At 73.1% G+C, this 26908-nt stretch carries 23 protein-coding genes; 13 read left to right on the top strand and 10 right to left on the bottom strand.

Features of this window, described 5'->3' with window-relative positions:
• Positions 1-19 precede the first annotated feature (19 nt).
• A complete protein-coding gene (locus ACIBTV_RS16020) occupies positions 20-1093 on the top strand; it encodes a stage II sporulation protein M (protein ID WP_396705472.1) in 1074 nt (357 codons plus the stop codon).
• On the opposite strand, the gene ACIBTV_RS16025 is transcribed toward ACIBTV_RS16020, so the two are convergent.
• The 5 genes from ACIBTV_RS16025 to ACIBTV_RS16045 are packed head-to-tail and all read right to left on the bottom strand — an operon-like array spanning position 1084 to position 6287.
• Positions 1084-2394 (bottom strand): DUF58 domain-containing protein, encoded by a 1311-nt coding sequence (locus ACIBTV_RS16025; protein WP_396705474.1) that lies wholly within the window; start codon positions 2392-2394, stop codon positions 1084-1086. The genes ACIBTV_RS16020 and ACIBTV_RS16025 overlap by 10 nt on opposite strands.
• On the bottom strand, positions 2391-3383 hold the full coding sequence (locus tag ACIBTV_RS16030; RefSeq protein ID WP_396705476.1) for an AAA family ATPase: 993 nt from the start codon (positions 3381-3383) through the stop codon (positions 2391-2393). Before ACIBTV_RS16030 ends, ACIBTV_RS16025 begins: the two co-directional genes overlap by 4 nt.
• Entirely contained in the window at positions 3380-4798 is a 1419-nt protein-coding gene (locus ACIBTV_RS16035; protein WP_396705478.1) for a DUF4350 domain-containing protein, read from the bottom strand. The genes ACIBTV_RS16030 and ACIBTV_RS16035 overlap by 4 nt, the downstream gene beginning before the upstream one ends.
• Entirely contained in the window at positions 4795-5451 is a 657-nt protein-coding gene (locus ACIBTV_RS16040; RefSeq protein ID WP_396705480.1) for a DUF4129 domain-containing protein, read from the bottom strand. Before ACIBTV_RS16040 ends, ACIBTV_RS16035 begins: the two co-directional genes overlap by 4 nt.
• On the bottom strand, positions 5448-6287 hold the full coding sequence (locus ACIBTV_RS16045) for a hypothetical protein (RefSeq protein ID WP_396705482.1): 840 nt from the start codon (positions 6285-6287) through the stop codon (positions 5448-5450). Before ACIBTV_RS16045 ends, ACIBTV_RS16040 begins: the two co-directional genes overlap by 4 nt.
• A gap of 208 nt (positions 6288-6495) precedes the next feature.
• On the opposite strand from ACIBTV_RS16045, the gene mtrA reads away from it, so the two are divergent.
• The 5 genes from mtrA (at position 6496) to hpf (ending at position 12381) form a co-directional block, all read left to right on the top strand.
• On the top strand, positions 6496-7185 hold the full coding sequence (gene mtrA / locus ACIBTV_RS16050; protein WP_091591928.1) for an MtrAB system response regulator MtrA: 690 nt from the start codon (positions 6496-6498) through the stop codon (positions 7183-7185).
• A gap of 13 nt (positions 7186-7198) precedes the next feature.
• The gene (mtrB, locus tag ACIBTV_RS16055) at positions 7199-8956 is read left to right on the top strand and encodes an MtrAB system histidine kinase MtrB (protein ID WP_396705484.1); all 1758 of its coding nucleotides are present in this window, start codon (positions 7199-7201) and stop codon (positions 8954-8956) included.
• Positions 8953-10764, top strand: a complete 1812-nt coding sequence (locus ACIBTV_RS16060; protein ID WP_396705486.1) for an LpqB family beta-propeller domain-containing protein — start codon at positions 8953-8955, stop codon at positions 10762-10764. Before mtrB ends, ACIBTV_RS16060 begins: the two co-directional genes overlap by 4 nt.
• 5 nt (positions 10765-10769) lie before the next feature.
• Positions 10770-11480: a ComF family protein gene (locus ACIBTV_RS16065; protein WP_396705488.1), complete on the top strand. Its 711-nt coding sequence runs from the start codon at positions 10770-10772 to the stop codon at positions 11478-11480.
• Positions 11481-11730: 250 nt separating this feature from the next.
• The gene (gene hpf / locus ACIBTV_RS16070; RefSeq protein WP_396705491.1) at positions 11731-12381 is read left to right on the top strand and encodes a ribosome hibernation-promoting factor, HPF/YfiA family; all 651 of its coding nucleotides are present in this window, start codon (positions 11731-11733) and stop codon (positions 12379-12381) included.
• 81 nt (positions 12382-12462) lie between these two features.
• Here hpf and ACIBTV_RS16075 read toward each other — a convergent pair whose 3' ends face one another.
• Both ACIBTV_RS16075 and ACIBTV_RS16080 read right to left on the bottom strand, forming a co-directional pair.
• Positions 12463-13572: a GNAT family N-acetyltransferase gene (locus ACIBTV_RS16075; protein WP_396705493.1), complete on the bottom strand. Its 1110-nt coding sequence runs from the start codon at positions 13570-13572 to the stop codon at positions 12463-12465.
• A complete protein-coding gene (locus ACIBTV_RS16080; RefSeq protein ID WP_396705495.1) occupies positions 13569-14762 on the bottom strand; it encodes a GNAT family N-acetyltransferase in 1194 nt (397 codons plus the stop codon). Before ACIBTV_RS16080 ends, ACIBTV_RS16075 begins: the two co-directional genes overlap by 4 nt.
• Positions 14763-14931: 169 nt before the next feature.
• On the opposite strand from ACIBTV_RS16080, the gene secA reads away from it, so the two are divergent.
• Positions 14932-17856: a preprotein translocase subunit SecA gene (secA, locus tag ACIBTV_RS16085; protein ID WP_396705497.1), complete on the top strand. Its 2925-nt coding sequence runs from the start codon at positions 14932-14934 to the stop codon at positions 17854-17856.
• Between the two features lie 465 nt (positions 17857-18321).
• On the opposite strand, the gene ACIBTV_RS16090 is transcribed toward secA, so the two are convergent.
• Positions 18322-18918 carry an Rv3235 family protein gene (locus ACIBTV_RS16090; RefSeq protein WP_396705499.1) on the bottom strand — a complete coding sequence of 199 codons (597 nt, stop codon included), beginning with the start codon at positions 18916-18918 and terminating at the stop codon, positions 18322-18324.
• Between the two features lie 100 nt (positions 18919-19018).
• Complete coding sequence (locus ACIBTV_RS16095; protein ID WP_091591914.1) at positions 19019-19246, bottom strand: helix-turn-helix domain-containing protein; 228 nt, start codon at positions 19244-19246, stop codon at positions 19019-19021.
• A gap of 216 nt (positions 19247-19462) precedes the next feature.
• Here ACIBTV_RS16095 and ACIBTV_RS16100 point away from each other — a divergent pair, with 216 nt between their 5' ends.
• Positions 19463-19972 carry a DUF6912 family protein gene (locus ACIBTV_RS16100; RefSeq protein WP_396705501.1) on the top strand — a complete coding sequence of 170 codons (510 nt, stop codon included), beginning with the start codon at positions 19463-19465 and terminating at the stop codon, positions 19970-19972.
• Positions 19973-19988: 16 nt separating this feature from the next.
• Here the strand turns inward: ACIBTV_RS16100 and ACIBTV_RS16105 are convergent, their stop codons facing one another.
• The gene (locus tag ACIBTV_RS16105; protein ID WP_396705503.1) at positions 19989-21086 is read right to left on the bottom strand and encodes a hypothetical protein; all 1098 of its coding nucleotides are present in this window, start codon (positions 21084-21086) and stop codon (positions 19989-19991) included.
• A 338-nt stretch (positions 21087-21424) separates the two neighbouring features.
• Between ACIBTV_RS16105 and pruA the strand changes: the two genes are divergently transcribed.
• The 5 genes from pruA to ftsX all read left to right on the top strand — a co-directional run bounded on the left by pruA (position 21425) and on the right by ftsX (position 26765).
• The gene (gene pruA, locus ACIBTV_RS16110) at positions 21425-23053 is read left to right on the top strand and encodes an L-glutamate gamma-semialdehyde dehydrogenase (protein ID WP_396705505.1); all 1629 of its coding nucleotides are present in this window, start codon (positions 21425-21427) and stop codon (positions 23051-23053) included.
• Between the two features lie 211 nt (positions 23054-23264).
• Entirely contained in the window at positions 23265-23780 is a 516-nt protein-coding gene (locus ACIBTV_RS16115; protein ID WP_396705507.1) for a PadR family transcriptional regulator, read from the top strand.
• 121 nt (positions 23781-23901) lie between these two features.
• The gene (prfB, locus tag ACIBTV_RS16120) at positions 23902-25023 is read left to right on the top strand and encodes a peptide chain release factor 2 (RefSeq protein WP_396705508.1); all 1122 of its coding nucleotides are present in this window, start codon (positions 23902-23904) and stop codon (positions 25021-25023) included.
• A gap of 118 nt (positions 25024-25141) precedes the next feature.
• On the top strand, positions 25142-25822 hold the full coding sequence (ftsE, locus tag ACIBTV_RS16125; RefSeq protein WP_091591903.1) for a cell division ATP-binding protein FtsE: 681 nt from the start codon (positions 25142-25144) through the stop codon (positions 25820-25822).
• 67 nt (positions 25823-25889) lie between these two features.
• The gene (ftsX, locus tag ACIBTV_RS16130) at positions 25890-26765 is read left to right on the top strand and encodes a permease-like cell division protein FtsX (protein ID WP_396705511.1); all 876 of its coding nucleotides are present in this window, start codon (positions 25890-25892) and stop codon (positions 26763-26765) included.
• Positions 26766-26908 lie beyond the last annotated feature (143 nt).

Consider the following 26908-nt stretch of genomic DNA (forward strand, 5'->3'; position numbering starts at 1 on the left):
GCCGGGACGGGGGTGGGGCGTGGATCTCGACGCGTACGTCGCGGAGCACGGCGGTCAGTGGCGGCGGCTCGAGCAGCTGTGCCGGCGCCGCCACCTCGACGCGGCCGAGATCGACGAGCTGGTCGCGCTCTACCAGCGGACGGCCACCCAGCTCTCCACGCTGCGCAGCCGGTCGCCGGATCCGGCGCTGGTCAGCCAGCTCTCCCACCTGGTGCTGCGGGCCCGGGCCCGGCTCACCGGTCGGCCCCGCGCGTCCGTGGCGACGGTCACCCGCTTCCTCCTGGTCGGCTTCCCCGGCGCCGTCTACCGGGCGTGGCCCTGGTGGTGCGGGGTGGCGAGCGGATTCACCCTGCTCAGCTTCTTCCTGATCTGGTTCGTCGCCGGCAACCCCGACACCGCCGCCGCGTTCATCGGCGAGGACGCCGCGGCCGATCTGGCGGAGTCGGGCTTCGCCGGCTACTACACCGAGTCCTCCGCACCCACGTTCGCGTTCCACCTCTGGACGCACAACGCGTGGGTCGCCGCCCAGTGCCTGGCCGCCGGCGTGCTGATCGTGCCGGTGCTCTACCTGCTGTGGCAGAACGCGCTCAACATCGGCGTGGTCGGCGGGGTGATGGTCTCCTACGACCGGGCGGACGTCTTCTTCGGACTGATCACCCCGCACGGGCTGCTGGAGCTGACCGGCGTCTTCGTGGCCGCCGGGGTGGGGCTGCGTACGGCGTGGGCGTGGATAGCGCCGCCGGTCGACCTGACGCGTGGGCAGGCGGTCGCCCGGGCGGGGCGGTCCGCGATCCTGGTCGCCCTGGGCCTGGTCGGACTCTTCGCGGTCTCCGCCCTGGTCGAGGCGTTCGTGACGCCGGCCCCGGTGCCGGTCGCGCTGCGCGTCGGCATCGGCGCCGGGGTCTGGCTGGCCTTCCTGGCGTACGTCCTGGTCCTGGGCCACCAGGCCACCCACCCGCCCACCCCCACCCCCGAACCGGCCTCTGACCCTGACCCCGTTGATCATGAAGTTATCGCCGCGACACCCGAGGTGGCGAGCGATGACTTCATGATCAACCCGGGTCCAGGGGCAGGGCGCGGGGGTCAGAGTTGAGCGTGGGACTTCAGGCGTAGGTAGGCGTCGGCGAGGGTCGTCGCCAGGGCGCCGGCCGGGGCGTCGACCACCGTGACCCCGTGCCGGCTCAGCGCGGCTCGGATCCGGTCCCGCTCGGCCAGCGCGCGCCAGCCGGCCGCCGCCGCGTACGCGTCCTCCACCCGGGCCGGGGTGCGGGTCGTCAACGCCGACAGCACCGGGTCGTGGGTCGCCGCGATCAGCACCCGGTGACGTGCCGCCAGCCGGGGCAGCACCGGCAGCAGCCCCTCACCGAGCGCGCCCGCCTCCAGGGCGGTGAAGAGCACCACCAGGCTGCGCTGCCGCTGCCGGCGCAGCACCTCACCGGCGATCAGCTCGAAGTCCGTCTCCACCATCGCCGGCTGGAGCGGGGCGAGCGCGTGCACCAGGCGGGGCAGCAGCGCCGGCCGACCGGTGCCGGTGACCGTGGCCCGGACCGCCGTGTCCGCGGCCAGCAGGTCGACCCGGTCACCCGCGCGGGAGGCCAGTGCGGTGAGCAGCAGCGCCGCGTCGATCGCCGTGTCCAGCCGGGGCTCGTCGCCGACACGTACGGCGGAGGTGCGCCCGGTGTCGAGCACGCACACGAGCCGCCGGTCCCGCTCCGGCCGCCACGTACGCACCAGCACGTCCGACTGCCGGGCGCTGGCCCGCCAGTCGATCGACCGGACGTCGTCGCCGACCACGTACTCGCGCAGCGTGTCGAACTCGGTGCCCTGCCCGCGCCCCCGGGTGACCTGGAGGCCGTCGATCACCCGCAGCCGGGCCAACTTCTCCGGCAGGTGCCGGCGGGAGTCGAAGCGGGGCAGCACTCGCAGCGTCCACGGTGGCGTGGCGGGCCGCCCGGCGCGCTGCCGGAACGCGAGCCGCAGCGGCCCGTAGGAGCGTACGGTCAGCGCGACGGCGGGCCGGTCACCCCGTCGGGTGGGGGTCAGCCGGCTGGGCAGCAGCACCGAGTCGCCCGGCTCGACGGTGAGCAGCCGCCGGGGCGGCGTGTCCGCGACGGCACCGGCCGACGGCACCCACGCGTCCCGCACCTGGGCGCGCAGCGTACGCCCGGAGGTGTTGGTGAGCCGGAGCGCGACGGTGGCGGTGCCGCCGAGCCGGACCGCACGGTCGCCCTCCCGGTCCGCGACGAGATCGCGGGGTGAGACGGCCAGCAGGCGGTCCACCAGCACCAGGGCCAGCACCGCGCCGGTCATCACCAGCACGCCGGCGAACGGCGACGGCCACAGCGGCAGGGTCAGCGCCCCGACCGCCAGCAGCAGCGCCGCCCGCCAGGTCATCGCGGCGTCGGCACGGTGGCGAGCACGGTGTCCAGCACCGCGTCGACCCCCACGCCCTCCAGTTCGACCTCGGGACGCAGCCGCAGCCGGTGCCGCAGGGTCGGGCGGGCCACCGCCTTCACGTCGTCCGGGATCACGTGGTCGCGGCCGGCCAGCCAGGCCCACGCCTTCGCGGTGCCGAGCAGGGCGGTGGCGCCGCGCGGCGAGGCGCCGAGCTCCAGGGCGGGGGTGCCACGGGTGGCCCGGCACAGGTCCACGATGTAGCCGAGGAGCGGCTCGGCCACGTGGACCCGGCCGACCGCCGCCCGGGCGGCGGCCAGGTCGGCCGCGCTCGCCACCGGCTGCACGCCGGCCGCCGTGAGGTCCCGCGGGTCGAAGCCGGCGTGGTGGGCGCGGAGCACACCCAGCTCCTCGTCCCGGTTGGGCAGCGGCACCGTGAGCTTGAGCAGGAACCGGTCCAGCTGCGCCTCGGGGAGCGGGTAGGTGCCCTCGTACTCGACCGGGTTCTGGGTGGCGGCGACGATGAACGGGTCGGGCAGCGGACGCCGGGCGCCCTCCACCGAGACCTGCCGCTCCTCCATCACCTCCAGCAGCGCCGACTGGGTCTTCGGCGGGGTCCGGTTGATCTCGTCGGCGAGCAGCAGGTTGGTGAAGACCGGGCCCTCGCGGAAGGTGAACGCGGCGGTGCGCGGGTCGAAGATCAGCGAGCCGGTGACGTCGCCGGGCATCAGGTCCGGGGTGAACTGCACCCGCTTGGAGTCCAGCTCCAGCGCGGTGGCCACGGTGCGGATGAGCAGCGTCTTCGCCACCCCCGGCACGCCCTCCAGCAGCACGTGCCCGCGGCAGAGTAGGGCGATCACCAGGCCGGTGACCACGGAGTCCTGGCCGACGACCGCCTTGCCGACCTCCGTCCGCAGCCGGTGCAGGGCGGCGCGGGCGTCGTCGGGGCCGGTGGTCGGCAGCTCGGTGGTTCCGGTGGGTCGGCTCACCGGGGTCCTCCTTCGGTCGGGTCGGTGCCGGGCGGTGCCTCCGCGACGGTACGGGTGATCCGGTCCAGCGCCCGGGCCAGGTCCAGGAGCTCCTGGTCGGTGGCCGGGTCGCCGCCGTACAGCAGCTCCTCGGTCGGCCCCGGGCCCTCGCCGGTGCGGGCCGCCACGGCGGCGGCCACCCGGTCGGGCGGGGCGTCGGCCGGCAGGTTCAGCCGAGGCAGCACGCGGGTGAGGGTGGCGGCGCGCAGCGTCCGGGCGGCCGGGCCGCGGGCACCCGCGCGCCGGTAGAGCTGGGCCCGACCGAGCACGGTCTCGGCGGATCGTACGGTCACCGGCAGTGGCTCCGGTGCGGGCGGCCCGAGCCGGCGGGCCCGCCACAGCGCGGCCAGCAGCAGGACCAGCACGAGCTGGGTCAGCAGCGCCCAGAACCAGAGCGGGAAGGCGTCCCAGAGCGGGTTCGGCGTGTCCCGGTCGGGCCTGTCCGCCGAGCTGCGGTCCCGGTCGCCCCGACCGGACGACCCGTCGGCGTTGGTCGGCGCGTCGGGCGTTCCGTCGCCGCCGTCCGACCGGCCGTCGTCGCCGGCACCGTCGTCGTCGCCCGGGCCGTCGGAGCCCGGCTGCTCGGCGGGCGTGTTGCCGCCGGGTCCCGGGACCGGGCGGCGAAGGTCGAGCCAGATGACCCGACCGCGTACGCCGAGCAGGCCCACGGCCAGCGGACGGTTGTCATGCTCGTCGATCCGGTCGTTGCGGAACGGGTCGTCCGCCCCGACGACGACGGTCTCGGACGAGCCGGCCAGCCGGGCCACGCCGGCGGAGAAGCAGAGGTCGACGGTCGGGGCGTCGGACGCGTACCGCTGGCGCTCCACCGCCGCCCGGCGGACCGTCTCCAGCTCGGGCAGCGGGCACGGCCGCCCGTCGGTCTGCGGGCCGACCGCGCGGGCCGCCCAACGCCGCTCCGCCCGGGTCAGCGGCAGCCCCACCCGGCTCAGCACCGGCCGGGACGGGTCCACCAGCACCAGCCGGGTGTTCGCGGGCAGCCCGTTGAGGGCGCCCACGACGTCCGGGTGCAGCTGGCCGGGCGCGGGCACGAAGAGGGTGGCCGGTCCCGCGCGGGTGGCCAGCAGGGCCTTCGTGTAGTCGGTCTCCCGCTGCACGGTCACGCCCCGCTCGCGCAGGGCCTCGGCCAGCCGGCTGCCGCCGTGCTCCCCGGTCTGGACGGGGGAGAGGTAGCCGGGGCTGCCCGGGTCGGCCCGGTCCACCGCCCGGGTGACCAGGCTGGTGACGATCAGCGTGGCGACCAGCCCGAACGGAATGACCAGCCGGTGCCAGCGCCGGCGCCGGGCCGGGCGGGCGACGGCGGGGCGGTCTGGACCGGGCGTGGCGCCCGCGCGGGCCGTCGGGGCTGCGGCGGTCACGGTCGGTCCTCCCGGCCTGCGGCCTGCTGCGGGACGACGACGGCCGGGGCGGGCGCCGGGCCGTCCGGTGTCGGGGCGGTCGGGTCGGCGAGCAGGCGGCGCAGGTCGGCGGCGAGGTCCCGCATCCGCTGGTCGTGGTTCGCGGAGGCGGGCCGCTGGGCATACCAGAGCTCCGCGAAGATCTCGCCGGCCGCGGCGACGGTCGGGCCGGTGGCCGGCCGGTTGCGCGCCGCGGTCGTGGCGACCTCGCGCACGGTGAGCCCGGGCTGCCGGGGGACCACCTGGTGGGCGACCAGCTCGGCGATCATGGCACGCAGTCGTTCCCGGACGGCCTCGGCGTAGCGGCCCTCGCCGGCGAGACGGTCGGCGAGGGAGAGGTATGCGGCGGCCGGCGCGGTCGGGGTGGGCGCCTCCGGCGCCGGGTCGGCCGGCGGAGCTGGCTCGGGCGCGGGCCGCCGGCGGCGGCGGAGCCGGGGGAGCCGGGGGCGGCGCAGCCGGAACCGGGGCAGGCGCCGCGGCACCCAGGCCGGAAACGTGTACCAGGCCAGCCCGGTCAGCGCAGCGGCCACCACCAGCAGCAGGGCGAGCAGCGGCAACGGGACGTGGTCGCCGAGCGCGGCGACGGTCTCGGTCCACCACCGGCTGAAGCTCATCGGTCCGCCGCCAGCAGCGCCGGGTCGGTGCCGGCCGGCACGCGGGAGAGCAGGATGTCCAGACCCTCGGTGCGCATCCGGGTCTCCAGGTGCAGCACCGCGTCGAGGCAGGCGAGCGCGGGATAGGCGACGGTGTTCACCGCGGCCCAGACCACCAGCGCGACCGGCACGTCGAAGGCGGGGCCGAGGAGGTCGAGGGCGGCCAACCCGAAGATCGCCCCGGACGCCAGCCCGACCCGCAGGATCCACCAGCTGAGGTAGCCGAGCAGCCGGACGAGACTGGCGCGCGCGCCGCCACGGACGGCCAGGCCGGCGGCGCGCGGCAGGGCACGGGAGGCCGGCGCCCGATCGACCACCAGCACCGGCACGATCGCGCCGAGCAGGGCGAAGCCCACGAACCAGGCCGGACCGAACAGCGCGGCGGTGAACATCACCGCACCGGCGACCAGCGCCAGCGCCAGCGTGGCGCCCCACCGCGCGGCGCCGGGTCGCAGCAGGTCGCGGGCCCGGGGCGTACGCCCGAGCAGGGCGGCTCCCGCGGCCCGGGCGGCCGGGTTGCCGAGCAGCGCGATGATCATCGCTTCGGTGGCCGCGCCGACGGCCAGCAGCAGCCAGTACGCGGCGAACCGCCCGTCGGCCAGCCACCAGATCGGCGGTGTGGTGTCGGCGGCCGCGCGCAGCGGCAGCAGCAGGAGTTGCTCGGCGGCGGCCAGCGCGGCGGCGAGCGGCACCAGCACCAGGGCGTGCTGGCGCAGCAGCAGGATGGCCGAGTCCAGCAGCTCGCCCACGGTGAGTGGGCGGCGCGGAAGCACGGCGACCGGGCCGGCGTCTGGCACGCGTACTCCTGGGGACGAGCGACGGTGGCGCCCGACGGCGCCCGCGGGGATCATGGTGTCACGCCCGACGCGCGTGGGTGGACCCCCAGGTGGGCGACGGCGCGCGATCGCCCGGCGGGACCGGCGGCTGTGGCAAGCTTGCCGGCGGCGGTACCGTGCCGGCTGAGGCCGGTCCCACAATTGTGAATGGGGATGGAAAATTAATCCCATGAGAGCCCGGGTACTGGTGGTCGACGACGACCCCGCGCTCGCCGAGATGCTCGGCATCGTGCTGCGCAGCGAAGGCTTCCTGCCGTCCTTCGTCGCCGACGGGGAACGAGCACTGGCCGCCTTCCGTGACAATCGACCAGACATCGTCCTACTCGACCTGATGCTGCCCGGAATGAGCGGTATCGACGTGGCCCGGGCCATCCGCGCCGAGTCCGGCGTGCCGATCGTCATGCTGACCGCGAAAAGCGACACGGTGGACGTGGTGCTCGGTCTGGAGTCCGGGGCCGACGACTACGTGGTCAAGCCCTTCAAGCCGAAGGAGCTGGTCGCCCGGATGCGGGCGCGGCTGCGGCGGGGCGAGGACGTGGCCCCCGAGATGCTGACCATCGGACCGCCCGGCAACCAGATCAGCATCGACGTCCCGGCCCACACCGTCAGCCGCGACGGCGAGGAGGTGAAGCTGACGCCGCTGGAGTTCGACCTGCTGGTCGCGCTCGCCCGCAAGCCGCGTCAGGTCTTCACCCGGGAGGTCCTGCTGGAGCAGGTCTGGGGCTACCGGCACGCGGCTGACACGCGGCTGGTCAACGTGCACGTGCAGCGGCTCCGGGCCAAGATCGAACCGGATCCGGAGCGGCCGGAAATCATCCTGACGGTGCGGGGCGTGGGCTACAAGGCGGGCACGGGCTAGCCTTGGTCGCACTGTGGCCTCCTCCCCGCTCCCGCGCCCCGAGACATCCCCCCGCCGGCCCGGTGCCGTGGGGGAGCTGTGGCGTGGGCTGCTCGGGCGGGTCGCCCGGCTGATCGCCGGCGTGCACCAGACCTGGCGCCGCTCGCTCCAGGTCCGGGTCGTCACCATCACGCTGGTCGCGTCCAGCCTGTTGGTGGGCGGGTTCGCCTACCTGATCGCCGACAAGATCACCAACATCCTGCTGGAGAACGCCAAGACCGACGTCCGGCTGCGGCTCAACAGCGGCGCCGACTACACCGCGAAGCAGGTCTACCTCTACGGCCAGCCGCAGGAGGCCCAGCTTCAGGAGACCATCGAGGGCACGGTCAACTACCTGGCCGGCGGCGACCCCCAGCAGACCAGCGGCGTGGTGGTGGCGATCACCGCCGCCCACCACGGCGAGATCCAGACCCGGACGGCGCCGGACGTCGACGTTGCGCCCCTGATCAGCCCGGAGCTGCGGGCGGCGGTCGCCGGCGGCAACGTGGCCAGCCAGATCGGCACCGGCCGGCTCACCGGCGACCGGACCAAATACCTGGTGTACGGCTCACCCGTGCCGACCCGGTTCGGCCAGATCGAGCTCTACTACCTCGTGCCGCTGGCCCGGCAGGACGCCACCGCCGCGGACGCCCGCGCCACCGTCGTGGCCACCGGCGCCGCCCTGGTGGTGCTGCTCGGCCTGCTCGCGGCCCTGGTCACCCGGCTCGTGGTGAACCCGGTGCGGGTGGCCGCCCGGACGGCCCAGCGGCTCTCCGCCGGCCTGCTCGACCAGCGGATGGTGGTCAACGGCGAGGATGACCTGGCGCTGCTGGCCGCCTCGTTCAACCAGATGGCCACCAACCTCCAACGGCAGATCATGCGGCTGGAGGAGATGTCCCGCCTGCAGCGGCGGTTCACCTCGGACGTGTCGCACGAGCTGCGTACGCCCCTGACGACCGTGCGGATGGCCGCCGACCTGATCTTCGCCGAGCGCGAGGAGTTCGACCCGGCGGTGGCCCGCAGTGCCGAGTTGCTCCAGGCCGAGCTGGACCGCTTCGAGGAGCTGCTCACCGACCTGCTGGAGATCAGCCGGTTCGACGCGGGCTTCGCCATGCTGGACGCCGAGCCGACCGACCTGGTGCCGGTGGTGCACCGGGTGGTGGAGCGGCTGGCCGGCCTGGCCGAACGGGTCGGCGTCCCGATCGAGCTGGACCTGCCCGACACCGAGGTGATCGCCGAGGTGGACCCGCGTCGGGTGGAGCGGGTGCTGCGCAACCTGGTCGGCAACGCCGTCGAGCACGGCGAGGGCCGGCCGGTGCTGATCACGCTGGGGATGGACGACACGGCGGTGGCGATCACCGTGCGCGATCACGGTGTGGGTCTGAAGCCGGGCGAGGAGAAGCTGGTGTTCAACCGGTTCTGGCGCGCGGATCCGTCCCGGGCCCGCCAGACCGGCGGCACCGGGCTCGGCCTGTCGATCAGCGTCGAGGACGCCCGGCTGCACGGTGGCTGGCTGGAGGCCTGGGGCGCGCCGGGGCAGGGCGCCCAGTTCCGACTCACGCTGCCCGTGCGGGCCGGCGACCGGCTGACCACCTCGCCGCTGCGCCTGGTGCCCGACGACGCCCGGCTGCCCTTCGGCGGTCCCCGCGACGGCGGGCCGCTGGCCATCGGTCCCGGCGTCGGCGGCACGCTGGCGATCATGTCGGGTCCGGCTGCGGACCTGCCGACCAGTCGGACGGAGGTGCGGTCGTGAGGCGACGACTGGTGGCCGGCGCCATCTGTGGCGCGCTGACCGTCGCCGCGTTCACCGGTTGCGGCATCCCGCAGCGCACGGACGTGCAGGTCGACGGTCGGCGGGAGACGGCGACCGAGTCGGGCTCGGTCGCGGGCTGGCGCAACGAGCCGCCGGCGCGTCCGGCCAGCGGCGCGGACGCGGAGGCGTTCGTCCGCAACTTCCTCTCCGCCGCGGCGGGCGAGCCGGACCGGGCGTACTACCGGGTCAAGCAGTTCGTCGCCCCCGAGCACCGGGGCAAGCTCCAGGAGAAGCAGGGCAGCGAGGTCGCGCTGACCGTGGTGCGGCCGTCGGACCGCCCGGCCTTCACCGGCAACAGCGACGGCACCACGACGGTGAGCATCGCCGTGCAGCAGGTCGGCCTGCTCCGGTCGAACGGCACCCTGGTCCCGCCCGTGTCGACCCAGGAGCGGTACGAGTTCCGGCTGCGCAGCGCCTCCCCGGACAGCCCGGGGGACGACGCCGGTGGCCTGTTCGTCCTCGACCCGCCGAACGTTCTGCTGCTCAGCGACATCGCGTTGCAGGACTACTACCGGAGCCAGTCGATCTACTTCTGGAACTCCGACCGCACCCGCCTGGTGCCGGACCAGCGCTACCTGCCGCTGGCCGTGCCCGACGAGCGCCGGCTCAACGAGGTGGTGAAGTGGCTGGTCGGTGGCCCGTCCGACTGGCTACGGCCGGGGGTGGTGGGGCTTCCGGACCGCACCGAGCTGATCAACAACGCCACCGGCGGGAACCGTCGGTGGGAGGTCAACCTGGACATGTCCGGTGACGACAAGGGGCGGATCGACCAGTTCGTCACGCAGCTCGCGTGGTCGCTGCCGGAGCTGGACGGCGAGCTGGAGCTGAAGATCCGCAACAACGCCCTGCCGGCGCAGGACCTCGCACAGCGGCGGGCGTCGCACAAGCTCTACGACCTGGTCGACGGGCCGCAGCGGTTCTGCGTGTACGAGGGCGTCATCCGCCCGCTCGACCTCGGCGGCGAGCCCAGCGGGCCGGTGCCGGTGCGCCCCGAGAACAACCGGGACGTGGTGTCGGCCGGGATGACCCGCACCAGCGAGCAGATCCTCGCCGCGCTGGTGGTGAGCGCGTCCGACGGTCGGCAGCGCCTCAACGTCGGCACCGGGGTCGGCCCCGTGGCGTCCTTCACCAAGGGCCCGGAGCACCGCAGCATCGGTCGTCCGGTCTGGCTGCGGGCCACCGACCCGCACCAGCCGCAGGGGCTGGTGGTGGCCGACGGCAAGCTCTACCGGTTCGACCAGAACGCGAAGATGAGCCAGGTCGTGCTCGACCTGCCGCCGGGCGAGGTGACCGCGGTCGCCGCGTCCCTCGACGGCCAGCGGATCGCCCTGATCGTCGGCGGCTCGCTCTACGTGGCGGCCGTCAACGTGGACGGTCAGGTCGCGGTCGGGCCGCCCCGCCGGGTGGCCACCTCGTTGACCGGGCTCTCCGCGGTGGACTGGGCGGGCGAGGACCGGCTCGTCGTGGCCGGCACGGCAGGCCGGCCGGCGATCTACGAGATCAGCGTGGACGGCGCCCTGCAGACCCCGCTGAAGGACGACGTGGGCGCCAAGGTGACGCACCTGTCGGCGTACCCCACCAACCGGACCATCAAGGTCCCCGTCGGCGCCTTCATGTACGAGGCGAACGGGGTCGCCTACCGCAGCAGCCCCATCGGGCGGATCGCGCGGGAGCAGGTCAGGGACGTGCCGGCGCCGCCGACCGGGGCGCAGTCCGCCGACGTGTCCGCGCCCTTCTTCCTCTTCTGACGCCGGTGGGTGGCCTCGGCGGGCTCTGGGCGGACCTCAACGACCTCGTGCTGCCCGCCGACTGCGCCGGTTGCCGGCGACGTCGGTCCGGCCTGCGGCACGGCGTCTGCCCGGAGTGCGTCGCCGCGCTCGACGCGCTGGTACCCCGGCCGGTCCGGCCCACCCCCGCCCCGCCGGGGCTGCCGCCCTGCTTCGCCCTCGGCCCGTACGCCGGCCCGCTGCGGGAGGCGCTGCTCGCGTACAAGGACCACGGTCGGCACGGGCTGGCTCGGCCGTTGGGCGCGCTCCTCGCCGAGGTCGTCGCCAACGCGGTCGGCCCGGACCGGCCGGTGGCGCTGGTGCCGGTGCCGGACACCGCGGCGGCGGCCCGCGCCCGCTACGGCGACCACCTCGGCCGGCTGGCCCGACACTGCGCGACGAGGCTGCGTGCGGCGGGTTGGTCGGTGCGCATCCTGCGACCGTTGCGGGCCCTGCCCCGGCCGGACTCGGTGACGCTGGACAGCGCGGGGCGTGCCGCCGCCGCGGAGGCGGCCTTCCGGCCCCGGTCGGCCCGACCCGGTCCGGACGCCGCCGGAGCCGACACCGTCGTCCTGCTCGACGACATCGTCACCACCGGGGTCACCCTGGCCGCCGCCAGCCGGGCGCTCGTCGCGACCGGTTGCGCACCCACGGTCACGGCGGTGCTCGCGGCGACGCAGAAACGAGTACCGGCGTAACCGTTCGTGTTTCCGATTCACCCGTTGGTGTATGAGCTGTGAAAAATCCTGGTCTCTTCTACGTACCTGGGGTGACGCCCCGGAGAACAGGAGTTAGCGTTCTGCTGTCGGGGGTAGGAGGTCTTTCCACCCGCCCCCGGCGGTGAAAGGAGGCGTAGCCGCACTGACCGGTCGACGCCGAGCGGGGCCCTCCCCCTGGGGCGAGCGACCGGGTTGCCGGATCGAGGACCGTCCGAACGAGGGAGGTCACGTGGACATCGTGGTCAAGGGCCGAAATGTCGAAGTGCCGGACCATTACCGGGTGCACGTAGCCGAGAAACTTGCCAAGATCGAACGCTACGACCACAAACTTATTCGAGTCGATGTCGAGCTGTTTCACGAGCGCAATCCGCGCCAGGCCGACCACTGCCAGCGGGTGGAGATCACCTGCGTCTCCCGTGGCCCGGTGATCCGGGCCGAGGCCTGCACGAACGACTTCTACAGCGCGCTCGACGCCGCCATCGCCAAGCTCGACACCCGGCTCCGCCGAGCGGCCGACCGCCGCCGCGTGCACCGGGGACGGCACGCGCCGCTCTCGGTCGCCGCGGCCACGGCGAGCCTGCCTGTCGCCGATTTGGGATCCGACCCGCTGGGCGTGCTCAGCGACGGTGCCGCCACCGCCACCGCCACCGCCACCGCCGTCGCGGAGCGGGTCGAGGAGGACGAGCACGACGACCAGCCCTGGCACATCGCGCGGGAGAAGGTGCACCCCGCCGAGCCGATGACCGTCGACGACGCCCTGTTCCAGATGGAACTGGTGGGCCACGACTTCTACCTGTTCCAGGACAAGGAGTCCGGCCGCCCCAGCGTCGTCTACCGGCGCCACGCCTACGACTACGGCATCATCTCGCTGGCCACCTGACCCGCGACGTCGCTCGGGGAGCCACGGTGACCACCGTGGCTCCCCGAGCCCGTCCCGGCGTCCGTCGCCGCACGGCCGCCCTCAGCGCAGCTCCTCCGGGAGCAGGCCGAAGACCAGGTCATCGGTCCGGGTGCCGGCCGGGCCGGGCAGCCGGCCGCGGAGCAACCCCTCGCGGCGGAAGCCGACCCGCTCCAGCACCCGGTGCGAGGCGACGTTGTCCGGGACGGTGCCGGCGGCGAGCCGGGCGAGCCCGGCCGGCCCGAACGCCCAGCCGGCGACGAGCCGCACGGCCCGGCTGGCGTACCCGCGCCCGCGCCACTGCGGCAGCAGCGCGTAGCCGACCGTGCCCTCCCCGGCGTGCGGGTCGCTGACCGAGAGGCCGCAACTGCCCGCCGGTGCGCCGGTCGCCGCGTCGAGGATGAGCATCCGGGCGATCCCGCCGACCAGCCAGCCGCTCTCCGACACCCGGCAGCGCCGCTCGACCGCCGCCCGCTCCGGCGGCACCGGCGGCGCCTGGTTCGCCACCACCTCCGGCCGGCTGTGCAGTTGGTACATCAGGTCCGCGTCCTCCGGGGCCAGCCGGCGCAGGGTCACCACCCCGTCGGTCAGCCGCCCGTCGGGCAGGTCCGGCAGCCGCCGCGCGGTGGGCCCGGGCGGGTCGCCGGCGACGCGGACCCAGGCCAGCAGGTCGTGCCGGTCACCGCCGCGCGACGAGCTGGCCGACCGGCGTACGCCCTCGTAGCGGAACCCGGCGGCGAGCGCGACCCGCTGGCTGGCCGTGTTCTCCTCGTGGGTGAGCAGTTCCAGCCTGATGGTTCCGGCGCTGAGGGCGTACCCGCTCAGGGCGCGGGTCGCGGCGACGGCGACCCCACGCCCCCGGGCCGCCGGGGTCACCCAGTAGCCGATCTCGGCCTGCCTACGGTAGGCGTTGGCGTGACTCAGCCCCACCGTGCCGAGCAGTCGGTCCGTGGCCGGGTCGGCGACCGCGTACGCGGCTCCGCCGGCGGCCCACGCCGCCGGGGCGTCCTCGGTGATCCACCGTCGGGCGTCCGACTCGGTGTACGGCGTGGGCAGGCCGGTGAGGAAGCGCTGGGTCAGCGGGTCGGCGCAGCCGACGGTCACGTCCGCGGCGTCCTCGGGACGGAACGGGCGCAGCCGCACCCCGTGGGACTCGATGACCTCGGGCGTCACGTCAGGTCCTCGGCGAGCAGGGCACCCACCCACGCGTCGAGCCGCTCGCCGCGGTGCGACAGCGCGCCCCGGGCCGTGCCCTCGAACCGGAAACCGGCCTTCTCCGCGGCGCGCCGGGAGGCGGTGTTGCCGACGTTGGCCCGCCACTCGATCCGGGCCAGACCGAGCGCGGTGAACCCCCACGCGCAGAGGGCGGTCAGCGCGGCCGGCAGGTAGCCCCGGCCCCGGAAGGCGGGGGCGGTCATGAAGCCGACGTCGGCGAGCAGCGGGTCTGCGGGGGAGAGCCGCAGGTCGATCGAGCCGGCGTAGCGGTCGTCCGGGTCGGTGAAGACGTAGGCGGCGCTCGTGCCGGCCGCCCAGGTGCCCCGGACGACGTCGAGGAAGTCCTCGGCGTCGGCCCGCGCGTACGGGTCGGGCACGGTGGTCCAGCGGATCGTGTCCGGGTCCTGGCAGGTCGCCACGATCGCGTCGAGGTCGCGCTCCTCCATGGGCCGCAGCCGCAGGTCGGTGACGTCCGAGGTGGCGGTCGTGAGGGCGTCGCCGGCGGGGCGGCGGGCGGTGGCGAAGAGGACGGGCTGGGGCCGGCCGAAGACGGCCGCCCGCAGGGCCTCGAGGGTGCCGGGCCCGGCGGGGCCGGGCTCGCCCGGGGCGGGCACCTCGCCCGGGAGCAGGGAGCCGATCCAGCCGTCGGGGCGGCCGTCCGGGGCCGGGTCGGCGAGCCGCAGCCGCCCCTCGACGCGGAACCCGGCGCGCAGCGCGACCAGCCGGGACGCGTGGTTGCCCACCTCCGCCTGCCAGATCAGGCGGCGCAGTTTGCGGGAGTCGAAGGCCCAGCGGGCGACCGCCCGGGCGGCCCGGGCGGTGACGCCGCGGCCGCGCGCCCAGGGAGCCGTCCAGTAGCCGATCTCCCCGGAGCCCGCCGCGGCGTCGATCGAGACCAGCCCGCAGGAGCCGAGCAGTTCTCCGGTCGCGGCGTCGCAGACCGCGAACGGCGCTCCCGTCCCCTCCGCCCAGGCCCGTCCGGAGATCTCCGTGACGAACCCGCTGGCGTGTTCGGGCAGGTAAGGCCGGGGCACGGTGGTCCAGCGCTGGATGTCCGGATCCTGGCAGGCACGGTGCACGGCCTCGGCGTCGGTGGCCCGCCAGGGGCGCAGCGACAGGCCGTCCTCGGCGATCTCGATGGGCTCCATTCGCAGCATGGTGCCCGACCGTTCGCCCACGGCGTAACCGGATAACCGCCTCTCCGCGTGTCGCCCGTGCCTTATGTCGGATTCCTCGCCCCGGTCCGCCGCCACCAGTGACCATCCCCCCGTGCGAGCGCCTACGATGGTTCGAGACCGTCTAGGGGAGCGTTGATCCGTGTCGATTCTGGAAAAGGTCCTCCGCGCGGGCGAGGGCCGTATGCTGCGTCGGCTCAAGGCCATCGCCGCCGCCGTCAACTCGATCGAGGACGACTACGTCAACCTCAGTGACGACGAGCTGAGCGCCATGACCGAGCAGTTCAAGGAGCGGCTGGCCGACGGGGAGACCCTCGACGACCTGCTGCCGGAGGCCTTCGCGGTGTGCCGGGAAGCGGCCGCCCGGGTGCTCGGGCAGCGTCCGTACGACGTCCAGGTGATGGGCGGCGCGGCGCTGCACTTCGGCAACATCGCCGAGATGAAGACCGGTGAGGGTAAGACGCTGACCTCGGTCATGCCGGTCTACCTGAACGCGCTCTCCGGCAAGGGCGTGCACGTCATCACGGTCAACGACTACCTGGCCCAGCGTGACGCCGCCTGGATGGGCCGGGTGCACGAGTTCCTCGGCCTCACCGTCGGCGTGGTCCTGCCCAACCGGCCGGCCGCCGAGCACCGGGCCGCCTACGAGTGCGACGTCACCTACGGCACCAACAACGAGTTTGGCTTCGACTACCTGCGTGACAACATGGCGTGGTCGAAGGACGAGTTGGTGCAGCGGGGCCACAACTTCGCGGTCGTCGACGAGGTCGACTCGATCCTGATCGACGAGGCCCGCACGCCGCTGATCATCTCCGGCCCGGCCGAGCACTCCGCCCGGTGGTACTCGGAGTTCGCGAGCGTCGTGGCCCGGCTCCAGCCCGGCAAGGACGGCGAGGGCGACTACGAGGTCGACCTGTCCAAGCGGACCGTGGCGGTCACCGAGCGCGGGGTGGCGAAGGTCGAGGACCGGCTGGGCATCGACAACCTCTACGAGTCGGTGAACACCCCCCTGGTCGGCTATTTGAACAACGCGATCAAGGCCAAGGAGCTCTACAAGCGCGACAAGGACTACATCGTCAGCGACGGTGAGGTCCTGATCGTCGACGAGTTCACCGGCCGCATCCTGCACGGGCGCCGCTACAACGAGGGCATGCACCAGGCGATCGAGGCCAAGGAGGGGGTGGAGATCAAGCAGGAGAACCAGACCCTGGCCACCATCACCCTCCAGAACTACTTCCGTCTCTACGAGAAGCTGTCCGGCATGACCGGTACGGCCCAGACCGAGGCCGGCGAGTTCAACAAGGTCTACAAGGTCGGCGTCGTGACCATCCCGACGCACCGGCCGATGGTCCGCCAGGACCGCCCGGACGTGATCTACAAGACCGAGAAGGCCAAGTTCAACGCCGTGGTGGAGGACATCGCCGAGCGGCACGAGCAGGGGCAGCCGGTGCTGGTCGGCACCGTCTCGGTGGAGAACTCCGAGATCCTCTCCCAGCTGCTGCGCCGCCGCGGCATTCCGCACTCGGTGCTCAACGCGAAGTTCCACGCTCGCGAGGCGGAGATCGTCGCGCAGGCCGGGCGCAAGGGCGCCGTCACCGTGGCCACCAACATGGCCGGCCGTGGTACCGACATCCTCCTCGGCGGTAACGCCGAGTTCCTCGCCGCCAACGAGCTGCGCCAGCGCGGCCTCGACCCGGCGGAGAACGAGGAGGAGTACGCCAAGGCGATGGAGGAGGTCCTGCCCAAGTGGAAGCAGGCCTGCGACGCCGAGGCGGAGGAGGTGGCCGCCGCCGGCGGTCTCTACGTGCTCGGCACCGAGCGGCACGAGTCGCGCCGGATCGACAACCAGCTGCGCGGCCGCTCCGGCCGGCAGGGTGACCCGGGCGAGTCCCGCTTCTACCTCTCGCTCCAGGACGAGCTGATGCGGCGCTTCCGCGCCGGCGCGGTCGAGGCGGTGATGGAGCGCTTCAACATCCCGGAGGACGTGCCCATCGAGTCGAAGATGGTCACTCGCCAGATCAAGAGCGCCCAGGCCCAGATCGAGGGCCAGAACGCCGAGATCCGCAAGAACGTCCTGAAGTACGACGAGGTGCTCAACAAGCAGCGCCAGGTGATCTACGCCGAGCGGCTGCGGGTGCTCAACGGCGAGGACCTGTCCGACCAGGTCCGCAACATGATCGACGACGTCGTCGGCGCGTACGTGCAGGGCGCCACCTCCGAGGGCTACGGCGAGGACTGGGATCTCGACCAGCTCTGGTCCAACCTCAAGCAGCTCTACCCGGTCGGTGTCACGGTCGAGGAGCTGGAGGAGGAGGCCGGGGGGTCGCGGGCCGGCATGGACGCCGACTTCCTGATCGCCCGCCTCAAGGAGGACGCGCACGCCGCGTACGACCGGCGCGAGGAGCAGCTCGGCGAGGAGGCCGTCCGGCAGCTGGAGCGGATGGTCCTGCTCCAGGTCATCGACCGGAAGTGGCGCGAGCACCTCTACGAGATGGACTACCTCCAGGAGGGCATCAGCCTCCGCGCCTACGCCCAGCGCGACCCGGTGGTGGAGTACCAGCGCGAGGGCTTCGACATGTTCGCCACCATGATGGACGGCATCAAGGAGGAGACGGTCGGCTTCCTCTACAACCTGGAGGTCCAGGTCGCGGAGCCGGAGCCGGAGGCCGAAGAGGTCCAGCTGCTGGACAAGCCGGTGGAGCTGCGGGCCAAGGGCCTCAACCGGGCCCCGCAGCAGCAGCCGCTGCAATACTCCGCGCCGGCCGTCGACGGCGAGGCGGGCCGGGGTGCGCCCACCCTGGCGCAGGCCGACCAGCAGGCTCCGGCGCTCGGCGTCGGGGGTCCGCAGCCGGCCGCTCCGGCCAGCCCCGGGCGCACCGCCCCGGCCGCGCCGCAGCGTCCCGCGAGCGGGATGAGCGGGCCGGCGGTCGCCGGCAACTCCGCTCGCCGCACCGCCGCCACCGGTCAGGTGGAGGCCGGGAACGGGCCGTCCCGCAACGCGCCGTGCCCCTGCGGCTCCGGCCGTAAGTACAAGCGCTGCCACGGCGCCCCGAACGGCGGCAACTGATCACTCGCCGCCGGCGGTGGGCCCGTCCCACCGCCACGCGGCCCTGACGAGCACGACGGCGTCGCCCGGAACGGGTTGGAGACCCGGGGCGTCCACCGACCGATCCAGGTGGACGCCCCGGGCGCTTTCGTTTCGACGTGCCCCGGTCCGCGGACCGGGGCACGTCGTGTTCCGTCCGGCGCACCAGGGCACGTTCCGGCCGGCGGATCGAGGCACGTTCCGGCCCGTGGACCGGGACACGTCGCGTCCCGGCCGGCGCTCGACGCCGGTCAAGGCCGACTCGTCGTCATGGAAATCTGGGTGTTCGCGGTCGGGTGACCACCCGACATCCGGGAACCCGAGTCGATCACCCCGGCCGGTGCCACCCCGCTCGGTGCCACCCCGGCCGGCGCCACCCCGCCCGGCGCCGCCTGGGCCGGCGCCACCTCGGCCCTGCGGCGTGGCTCCGCGACGCAGCCCGCCTGGTCACAGCACCCGTAGGGCGGTGCAGAGCCAGCGGCCCCGGCGGTGTTCCAGGCGCAGGGCCATCGCCCAGTGGCGTCCCGCCCCGGTCAGGACCACGGCGACCTCCACCGCGCCGGCACGGGGCTCACCGGCGCGCAGGCGGCGCAGCCGGACGGTCGGTCGGGTGGACCGGCGGCGGGTCGGGGCGGTGCGGGTGGTGGCGCGGGCCAGCTCCATCAGCAGGTCGTGTGCCCGGGCGGGGTCGAGCAGGGGCCGGAGCTGGGCCGGTGGCCGGTAGCCGTTGAGCACCTCCAGGCAGGTGCCGACGAACCGGTGGGCGGCCCGGGTCGCCTCCGGGGTGGCGGTCACCAGGGCGGCGCGGGGCAGCGGGGTGGTCGGGTGTCGGCCTGGGCCGGCGGGAACGGGCCGCAGCGCGGCGCGGCGGTCCGGTGGGCGGCCGGAGTCGGGTCGCCCGGTCGCGAAGAGGTTGAGCGCGAGCTGCCCCTGCGTCGGTGCCGGCCAGGCGGCGTCCTCGTCGAGGTAGGGCGGGTCGAGTGGTGGTGCCGGGCGCAGTCGGATGGGGGGCCGGGTCGGCCCGGGGCGACGGATGTCGGTCATCGACTGCTCCCCGATCTTGCGTTTGCCTTCGTTTACCTTTGACAGCTCTCATTCTCGGTCAGGTAACGTCACCGGTCAATGGCAGGACGCCCCGGCGGGGCTACTCGACGTCGCGCTCGGTGAGGGGGTTGCCGCGTACCCACTCGGCCGTCTCGTCGTACTTGCGCTGGATGTACTCCTCCAGGCGGGCGCGCTCGACGCGCCACTGGCCGCGTCCGCCGATCTTGATCGCGGGCAGTTCACCGCTGCGCACCATGTGGTAGACCTGCGAATCCGACACGTTCAGCTCGGCGGCCACGTCGGACAGCAGGAGGAACCTCGGCTCCACGGAAACTCCCTCGATTGGCATCGGTTGCCTCAGTTTGCCATCGTCCACCGTCACAACCCAGCGGGCGGCCGGTCGGCGACGGGGGCGAGCCTGCCGGACACACCGGCCCGGAACTTCCGCCGCCGGGACGCGAGGTGTATGACGGTCACGGCGTACGGCATGATCTGCGCCCGGGCCGGCGGACGCCGGTGGAGGACCTGAGCGGGGAGACGACCGGTGACCGACGAGCTTGTCCGGGTGTACGTGCCGGCGACCGTACCCATGCTGGCCCGGCTGCGCGACGAGGGCCTCACCGCCGCCGAGGCGCACGCGGTGACCCCGTCGCTACGCGAGTGGTACGCCGAGGGCGACGAGGAGGAGCTGGAGTACGTCGCCTTCACCCGCGCCGCCCAGGACGCGTTGCAGCTGCTCCGGGCCGATCCCGCGGCGCCCCGGCGGAGGGTCGTCGTCTCCGTCGACCTGGCGCCCTCGGCGGTCGGACGGCCGGACCAGGAGCTGGGGTCGAGCGCGGTGGCCCTGGCCGGCGCGGTGCCGCTGCGCGCCGTCGCCGCGATCCACGTGGACGGCGCCGAGGCGGTCGAGGACGTCTCCGCGGCGGCCGAGGTGGTGGTCGAGGCGCTCGCCGGCGACCCGGACGCGCAGTTCACCGTCGACGGCGCCGAGGACCACGAGTTGGAGTGGTACGACCCGACCGAGCTGGAGCTGCTGCTCCGCTCCGTCTCCTGACCCGTACGGCCCGGGCTCAGCCCGCCTCGTGCTCGGCGGGGGCGGGGTCGTCGTCGTGGCGGGTCGGGCCGAGCGTCCGGCCGAACGCGATCAGCGCGGTGAGCGCGCCGACGAAGAGCACCCAGATCCCGTTGTCGACCCGGGAGGTGCCGAGGCTGGTCTGGGCCACCGCGTCGGCCTCGCTCAGGGCGCTGGCCAGGTCGAGCAGCGAGCGCCCACCGACTCGGATGATGATCTCGGCCAGCAGCAGGAGCAGACCCGGGCCGGCGCCGGCCAGCAGGTACGCGGGCCAGCGCGGCGCGTTCGTGGCGCCCCGGGCGGCGGCGCGGCGTCGCGCCCAGGTCAGGTAGCCGAAGGCCAGCAGCCCGGCGACGAGACCGGCCAGCAGGGATTCGGTGCGGGAGACCCACTTGGCCGCGTCCACCATCGACTGCTGCGTGTCCCCGGCGCCGAACAGGTCGAACAGCGGGTCGCGGGCGCGGCTGAACGCGACCACGAACACGAGCGTGCCCAGCGCGGCGGCGACCACGGCACCGACCACGGGCGTGCTCCGGGCGCCGGCCACCGCGCCGCCGATGATCGCGGCGGCGGCCGTCGTGCCCGCGATGACGTTGGTGATCGAGTTGTCGGCGTAGGTGAGGTTGACGACGACCGCGGCGGCGAGCCCGATGAGCACGCCGGTGCCGGTCGCCGCGAGGAACCGCAGGGTGGCCCGCTCGCCGACCCGGCGACCGAGCAGGTCGACGCCGAAGACGGCCATGGCCGCGCCGGCGACCAGGGCGGCCGAGATCACACCCGGCAACGCGAAGGCGGAGAGGCTGATCGCGGTGATGCCGGCGGACGCGGAGTGGATCACCTCGCGGGTGGACCAGAGCATCGCGGCCAGCCAGGCCAGCGCGAGCAGGGCGAGCACCGCGACGGCCGGCGCGGACGCCGAGCGCCGGGCGGTGCCACCGAGGTCGTCGGTGTCGCCCGCGTCGTGCGCAGCCTCGTCGGCGGTAGCCGGCGCGTCGCCGGCCGTCGCGGCGGTCTCCGCCGACGTGGCGTCGTCGGTGTCGCCGACCACGGGCCGGTCCGGCTCCGCGGCGGTCGAGCCGCCGGGCTGCTTGGTCATCGTCTTCCCTTCGCGGGTCGGCACGTCACCGGCCATCCAGCCTAGCCGCCCGCGCTTCCCGTCCCCCGCACGCACCGGGCCGGACCCGGGGGCCGGCCACACCCCCGCCGACCCGGCCCGGGACCGGCCGCACCCCGGTCGATCCGTGCCGGTGCCGGGGTGCCGGACGAGGGCGTACGCCCGCACGGGGCGGTGGGGTGGTCACCGGCGCGTGGAACAATCTCGGCAGGTCCCGCCGCCGTGGCCGGTCATCCCGGGGTGGTGTGCGGCGTCCGGCCGTCCGGTCGGTGCCCGCGGGTCCGGTTCCGCCACCGCAGTCGAGATCGCCAGGAGCCTTCATGGACGCCGTCTTCTCCGTACCCGAGCCGCGCAACGAGCCGGTACGCACCTACGAGCCGGGCAGCGCCGACCGGGAGCGGCTCCAACGGAGGTTGACCGAGCTGGCCGCCGAGCGGATCGACCTGCCGATGACCATCGGCGGCGAGCAGCGGATGGCCGGCGGCGAGTCGATCAACGTGGTGCAGCCGCACAAGCACGCCCACGTGTTGGGTGTCACGGGCCACGCCACCCACGACGACGCCCGCGCGGCGGTGCGGGCGGCGAAGGAGGCGGCCCCGATGTGGCGGGCCCTGCCGTTCGAGGAGCGCGCGGCCATCTTCCTGCGCGCGGCCGAGCTGCTCTCCGGCCCGTGGCGCGACACCCTGAACGCCGCGACCATGCTCGGCCAGTCGAAGACGGCCGTGCAGGCGGAGATCGACTCGGCCTGCGAGTTCATCGACTTCCTGCGCTTCAACGTGTACTTCGCCCGCAAGCTGCTCGCCGAGCAGCCGCTGTCGTCGGCCGGCGTCTGGAACCGGTTCGACCACCGGCCGCTGGAGGGCTTCGTCTACGCGGTGACCCCGTTCAACTTCACCGCGATCGCCGGCAACCTGCCGTCGGCGCCGGCGCTGCTCGGCAACACGGTGGTGTGGAAGCCGGGCCCGACCCAGCAGTTCGCCGCGCACTTCACGATGCGGCTGTTCGAGGCGGCCGGCCTCCCGCCCGGTGTGATCAACATGGTCACCGGGCGCGGTGAGGAGGTCTCCGACGTGGTCCTCGCCGACCCGGACCTGGCCGGCATCCACTTCACCGGGTCGACCAAGGTCTTCCAGCATCTGTGGCGGACGGTCGGCGAGAACATCGCCCGCTACCGGGGCTACCCGCGCCTGGTCGGCGAGACCGGTGGCAAGGACTTCGTGGTCGCGCACACCAGCGCCGACGTGGACGCGCTGCACACCGCGCTGATCCGGGGCGCCTACGAGTACCAGGGCCAGAAGTGCTCGGCGGCCTCCCGGGCGTACATCCCGCGGTCGATCTGGGAGGGTGGCCTGCGCGACCGGCTGGCCGCCACGGCGGACTCGCTGGCGTACGGCGACGTGACCGACTTCCGTAACTTCGGCGGCGCGGTGATCGACGACAAGGCGTTCGCCCGGCACACCGCCGCGCTGGAGTTGATCTCCGGCGACGACACCTGCCGGGTGCTGGCCGGCGGCACCGCCGACGACTCGGTGGGGTACTTCGTGCGGCCGACGCTCTTCGAGTGCACCGACGCCGGGCACGAGACCTTCACCACGGAGTACTTCGGCCCGATCCTCGGCGTGCACGTGTTCGAGGACTCCCGCTTCGACGAGGTGGTCGCCCAGGCGGAGTCCATCGCCCCGTACGCGCTGACCGGGTCGATCTTCGCGACGGACCGTCAGGTGGTCGACGCGGTCGCGGAGAAGATGCGGTACGCGGCCGGCAACTTCTACGTCAACGACAAGCCGACCGGCGCGGTGGTCGGGCAGCAGCCGTTCGGCGGCGCCCGGGCCAGCGGCACCAACGACAAGGCCGGCTCCTGGCACAACCTGGTGCGGTGGACGTCGCCGCGGACGATCAAGGAGACGTTCGTCCCGCCGACCGACCACGCGTACCCGCACATGGGCTGACCGGCGCCGACCGGGGCTCTCGTCCCTCCCTCACCGGGGAGGGGGCGGGGGCCCCGGGTCGTGTCCGGGGTCCGGCGCGTCGGCCGCGACCCCCAGCCATCGATGGTCCTCAACGGACTGTCGTCGGCCGACAGTGCACATTGGAAGACCTGTCGGGTGGCAAACCGTGAAATCCTGGACGGCGCGACGGCAAAGTGGCAGCGTAATGCCCATGGCGGATTCCGGAGTCAACCCCACGGCGGCGGCCCTCCTCGGGCTGCTCCACGAGGGCCCGATGACAGGCGGCCAGCTGATGGCCGCCGCTGAGCGCAGATTGGCGCCGTACTGGTCGATGACCCGCAGCCAGGTCTACCGGGAGTTGCCGGTGCTGGCCGAGCGGGGCCTGGTCCGGATGGGGAAGCCCGGGCCGCGGCTGAGCCAGCCGTACGCGATCACCGCGTCCGGGAAACGGACATTCTCCAAGTGGCTGGCCGAAAACCCCGGCCGGGACACCATCCGGAACCCGATCGCCCTGCGCATGGCCTTCGGCCAGCTGCACTCGCCCAGCCAGCTGAAGAACCTCTACGCGTCGGCCAACGAGTACCACACCGAGGCCCTCGCGCAGGTCCGGGAGCAGGTCAAGAACGCCAAGAAGGAGGGCGAGACGTACGACGCCAGCGCCCTGGAGTTCGCCGTGGCCTACCACAAGGCGGCGCTGTCCTGGCTGAAGACCGCACCGGTCGGGTGATCTCCGACCGGTCCGTCCCCGGGGTCGCCCGCCATCGTGCCGGCGTCACCTGGGCGGTTTTCCGTCGGCGACCGCGGGCCTCGCACGCCCACCGCCGGCCCGCGCAGTAGTCTTGTCTGTCGTGACCGCTGCCGACTACGCCGAACAGCTCAAGGAACTCGACGCCACCCTGCGCAACATCGAGGCCGTGCTCGACCTTGATCGGCTGCGTGAGGACAAGGCCCGCCTCGAGGAGGCCGCTTCCGCCCCCGATCTCTGGGACGACCAGGCCAAGGCGCAGCAGGTGACTTCCCAGCTGTCGTACGTCAACGGCGAGATCGACAAGCTCGGCAGCCTCCGCTCCCGGCTGGACGACGCCCAGGTGCTGCTGGAGCTGGCCGAGGCGGAGTCCGACCCGGGCGTGCTCGGCGAGGTGGAGAGCGAGATCACCGGGCTGGCCAAGGCCATCCAGGAGATGGAGGTCCGCACGCTGCTCTCCGGCGAGTACGACTCCCGGGAGGCCCTGGTGGCCATCCGCGCCGGCGCCGGCGGTGTCGACGCGGCGGACTTCGCCGAGATGCTGCTGCGGATGTACCTGCGCTGGGCCGAGCGGCACGGCTACCCGACCGAGGTCTACGAGACCTCGTACGCGGAGGAGGCCGGCCTCAAGTCCGCCACCTTCACGGTCAAGGTGCCCTACGCCTACGGCACCCTCAGCGTCGAGTCGGGCACCCACCGACTGGTCCGGATCAGCCCGTTCGACAACCAGGGCCGCCGGCAGACCAGCTTCGCCGGCGTCGAGGTGCTGCCCGTGGTGGAGCAGACCGACCACATCGACATCCCCGAGAACGAGATGCGGATCGACGTCTACCGCTCCTCGGGCCCGGGTGGGCAGAGCGTCAACACCACCGACTCGGCGGTGCGGATCACGCACATCCCGACCGGCATCGTGGTGACCTGCCAGAACGAGAAGTCCCAGCTGCAGAACAAGGCGTCCGCGCTGCGGGTGCTCCAGGCCCGGCTGCTGGAGCGCAAGCGCCAGGAGGAGCAGGCCAAGCTCCAGGGTCTGAAGACCGACGCCGCCGGCTCGTGGGGCGACCAGATGCGGTCGTACGTCCTGCACCCGTATCAGATGGTGAAGGATCTCCGAACGGAGCAGGAGACCGGCAATCCGAGCGCGGTCTTCGACGGCGAGTTGGACAGCTTCATCGAAGCCGGAATCCGTTGGCGCAAGCAGCGGGAGCTTGCCGGCGACAGTGCGTGACGGTCCGCGGGCGGAGCGCGTCATCGATCTCGGCACAACCCACTAAATCGATGACGCGATCCGCTTCGGCGGGGCGTGGGACTTGGCTCTTCGGTTACACCGCGTAGACTCACCACCCGTGATTCAGCTTGAGCAAGTGACGAAGACGTACCCGAAGGCGTCCCGGCCTTCGCTCGACAACGTGTCCGTCTCCATCGACAAGGGCGAGTTCGTCTTCTTCATCGGGCCATCCGGCTCCGGCAAGTCCACGATCATCAAGATGCTGCTGCACGAGGTCAGCCCCAACAAGGGCCGCGTCGTCGTGAACGGCAAGGACGTCACATCGATGCGTTCGTGGAAGCGACCGCATTTCCGGCGTTCGATCGGCTGCGTCTTCCAGGACTTCCGGCTGCTGCCGAACCGCACCGCGTACGAGAACGTCGCGTTCGCCCTTGAGGTGATCGGCAAGACGAAGGCGGTCGCCCGCCGGGTCGTCCCCGAGGTGTTGGAGCTGGTCGGGCTCGGTGGCAAGGAGCACCGCTACCCGCACGAGCTCTCCGGTGGTGAGCAGCAGCGGGTGGCCGTCGCTCGGGCCTTCGTGAACCGTCCGCTGATCCTGCTGGCCGACGAGCCGACCGGAAACCTGGACCCGGACACGTCGATCGAGATCATGCGCCTGCTGGACCGGATCAACCGCACCGGCACGACCGTCGTGATGGTCACGCACGACTCCAACATCGTGAACCAGATGCGCCGCCGCGTCATCGAGATCGAGAGCGGCCGCATCGTGCGCGACCAGGCCCGCGGCGTCTACGGGTGAGCTGAACTCCACCCCGCCGCCTGACTGACGACGAACACCTCATGCCGGAGACCCGGAGGAAATCCCGATGCGCGTGAAATACGTCCTGTCCGAGGTACTGGTCGGACTGTGGCGCAACGTGACCATGACCATCGCGATGATCATCACGATGGCGGTCTCGCTGACCATGCTCGGCGCCAGCGGTCTCATGTACCGCCAGGTCGACGACATGAAGGACCTCTACTACAAGAACATCGAGGTCTCGATCTTCCTGACCCAGGAGGTGACCGAGCAGCAGCGCACCGACCTGGACGGCAAGCTGAAGAGCGACCCCCTGATCAAGGAGGTCCTGTACGTCAACAAGGACGAGGCGTACAAGCGCTTCAAGGAGATGTACCAGGACGCGCCCGACCTGGTGAACGCCGTGAAGCCGGACCAGCTGCCCGAGTCGTTCCGGTTGAAGCTGGTCAACCCCGAGCAGTACAAGAACATCTACGACCAGTACAAGGACTCCGAGGGGGTCGACGAGATCGTCGACCAGAGCCGGTTGCTGGACAAGATCTTCAACATCCTCACCGCCATCCAGAACATCGCACTGGCGGCCGCGATCGTGATGGCCATCGCGGCACTGCTGCTGGTCGCGAACACCATCCAGGTGGCCGCGTACAGCAAGCGGCGTGAGGTCGCGGTCATGAAACTCGTCGGCGCGTCGAACTGGTTCATCCAGGCGCCGTTCGTGCTGGAGGCTGTCGTCGCCGGCCTGATCGGCGCACTGCTCGGTCTGGTGGCGTTGATCCTCGCGAAGTATCTGCTCTTCGACGGCTCGCTCCAGGCGCTGCAGGGCCTGCTGTCCCCGGTCAGCTGGGGCGACATCCTGTTCGTCTTCCCGTTCATGGCCCTGATCGGTGGCCTGGTCAGCGCGGTCACCGCGTGGGTCACGCTCCGGTTCTACCTGCGGGTCTAGTCGCCGTACGGGTCGTCCCGGTCTCGTCGTCGGGGCCCTCCCGCGCCAGGAATAAACGGCGCGGGAGGGCCCTTGTCATTCGGGTAGCATGATCTCCGCCGTCCGGCCGGGTCGTCTCCGTCCGCCGGCGTATCCAGGAAGGG

The organism is Micromonospora sp. NPDC049366, assembly GCF_044466625.1.
Taxonomy (GTDB): Bacteria; Actinomycetota; Actinomycetes; order Mycobacteriales; family Micromonosporaceae; genus Micromonospora.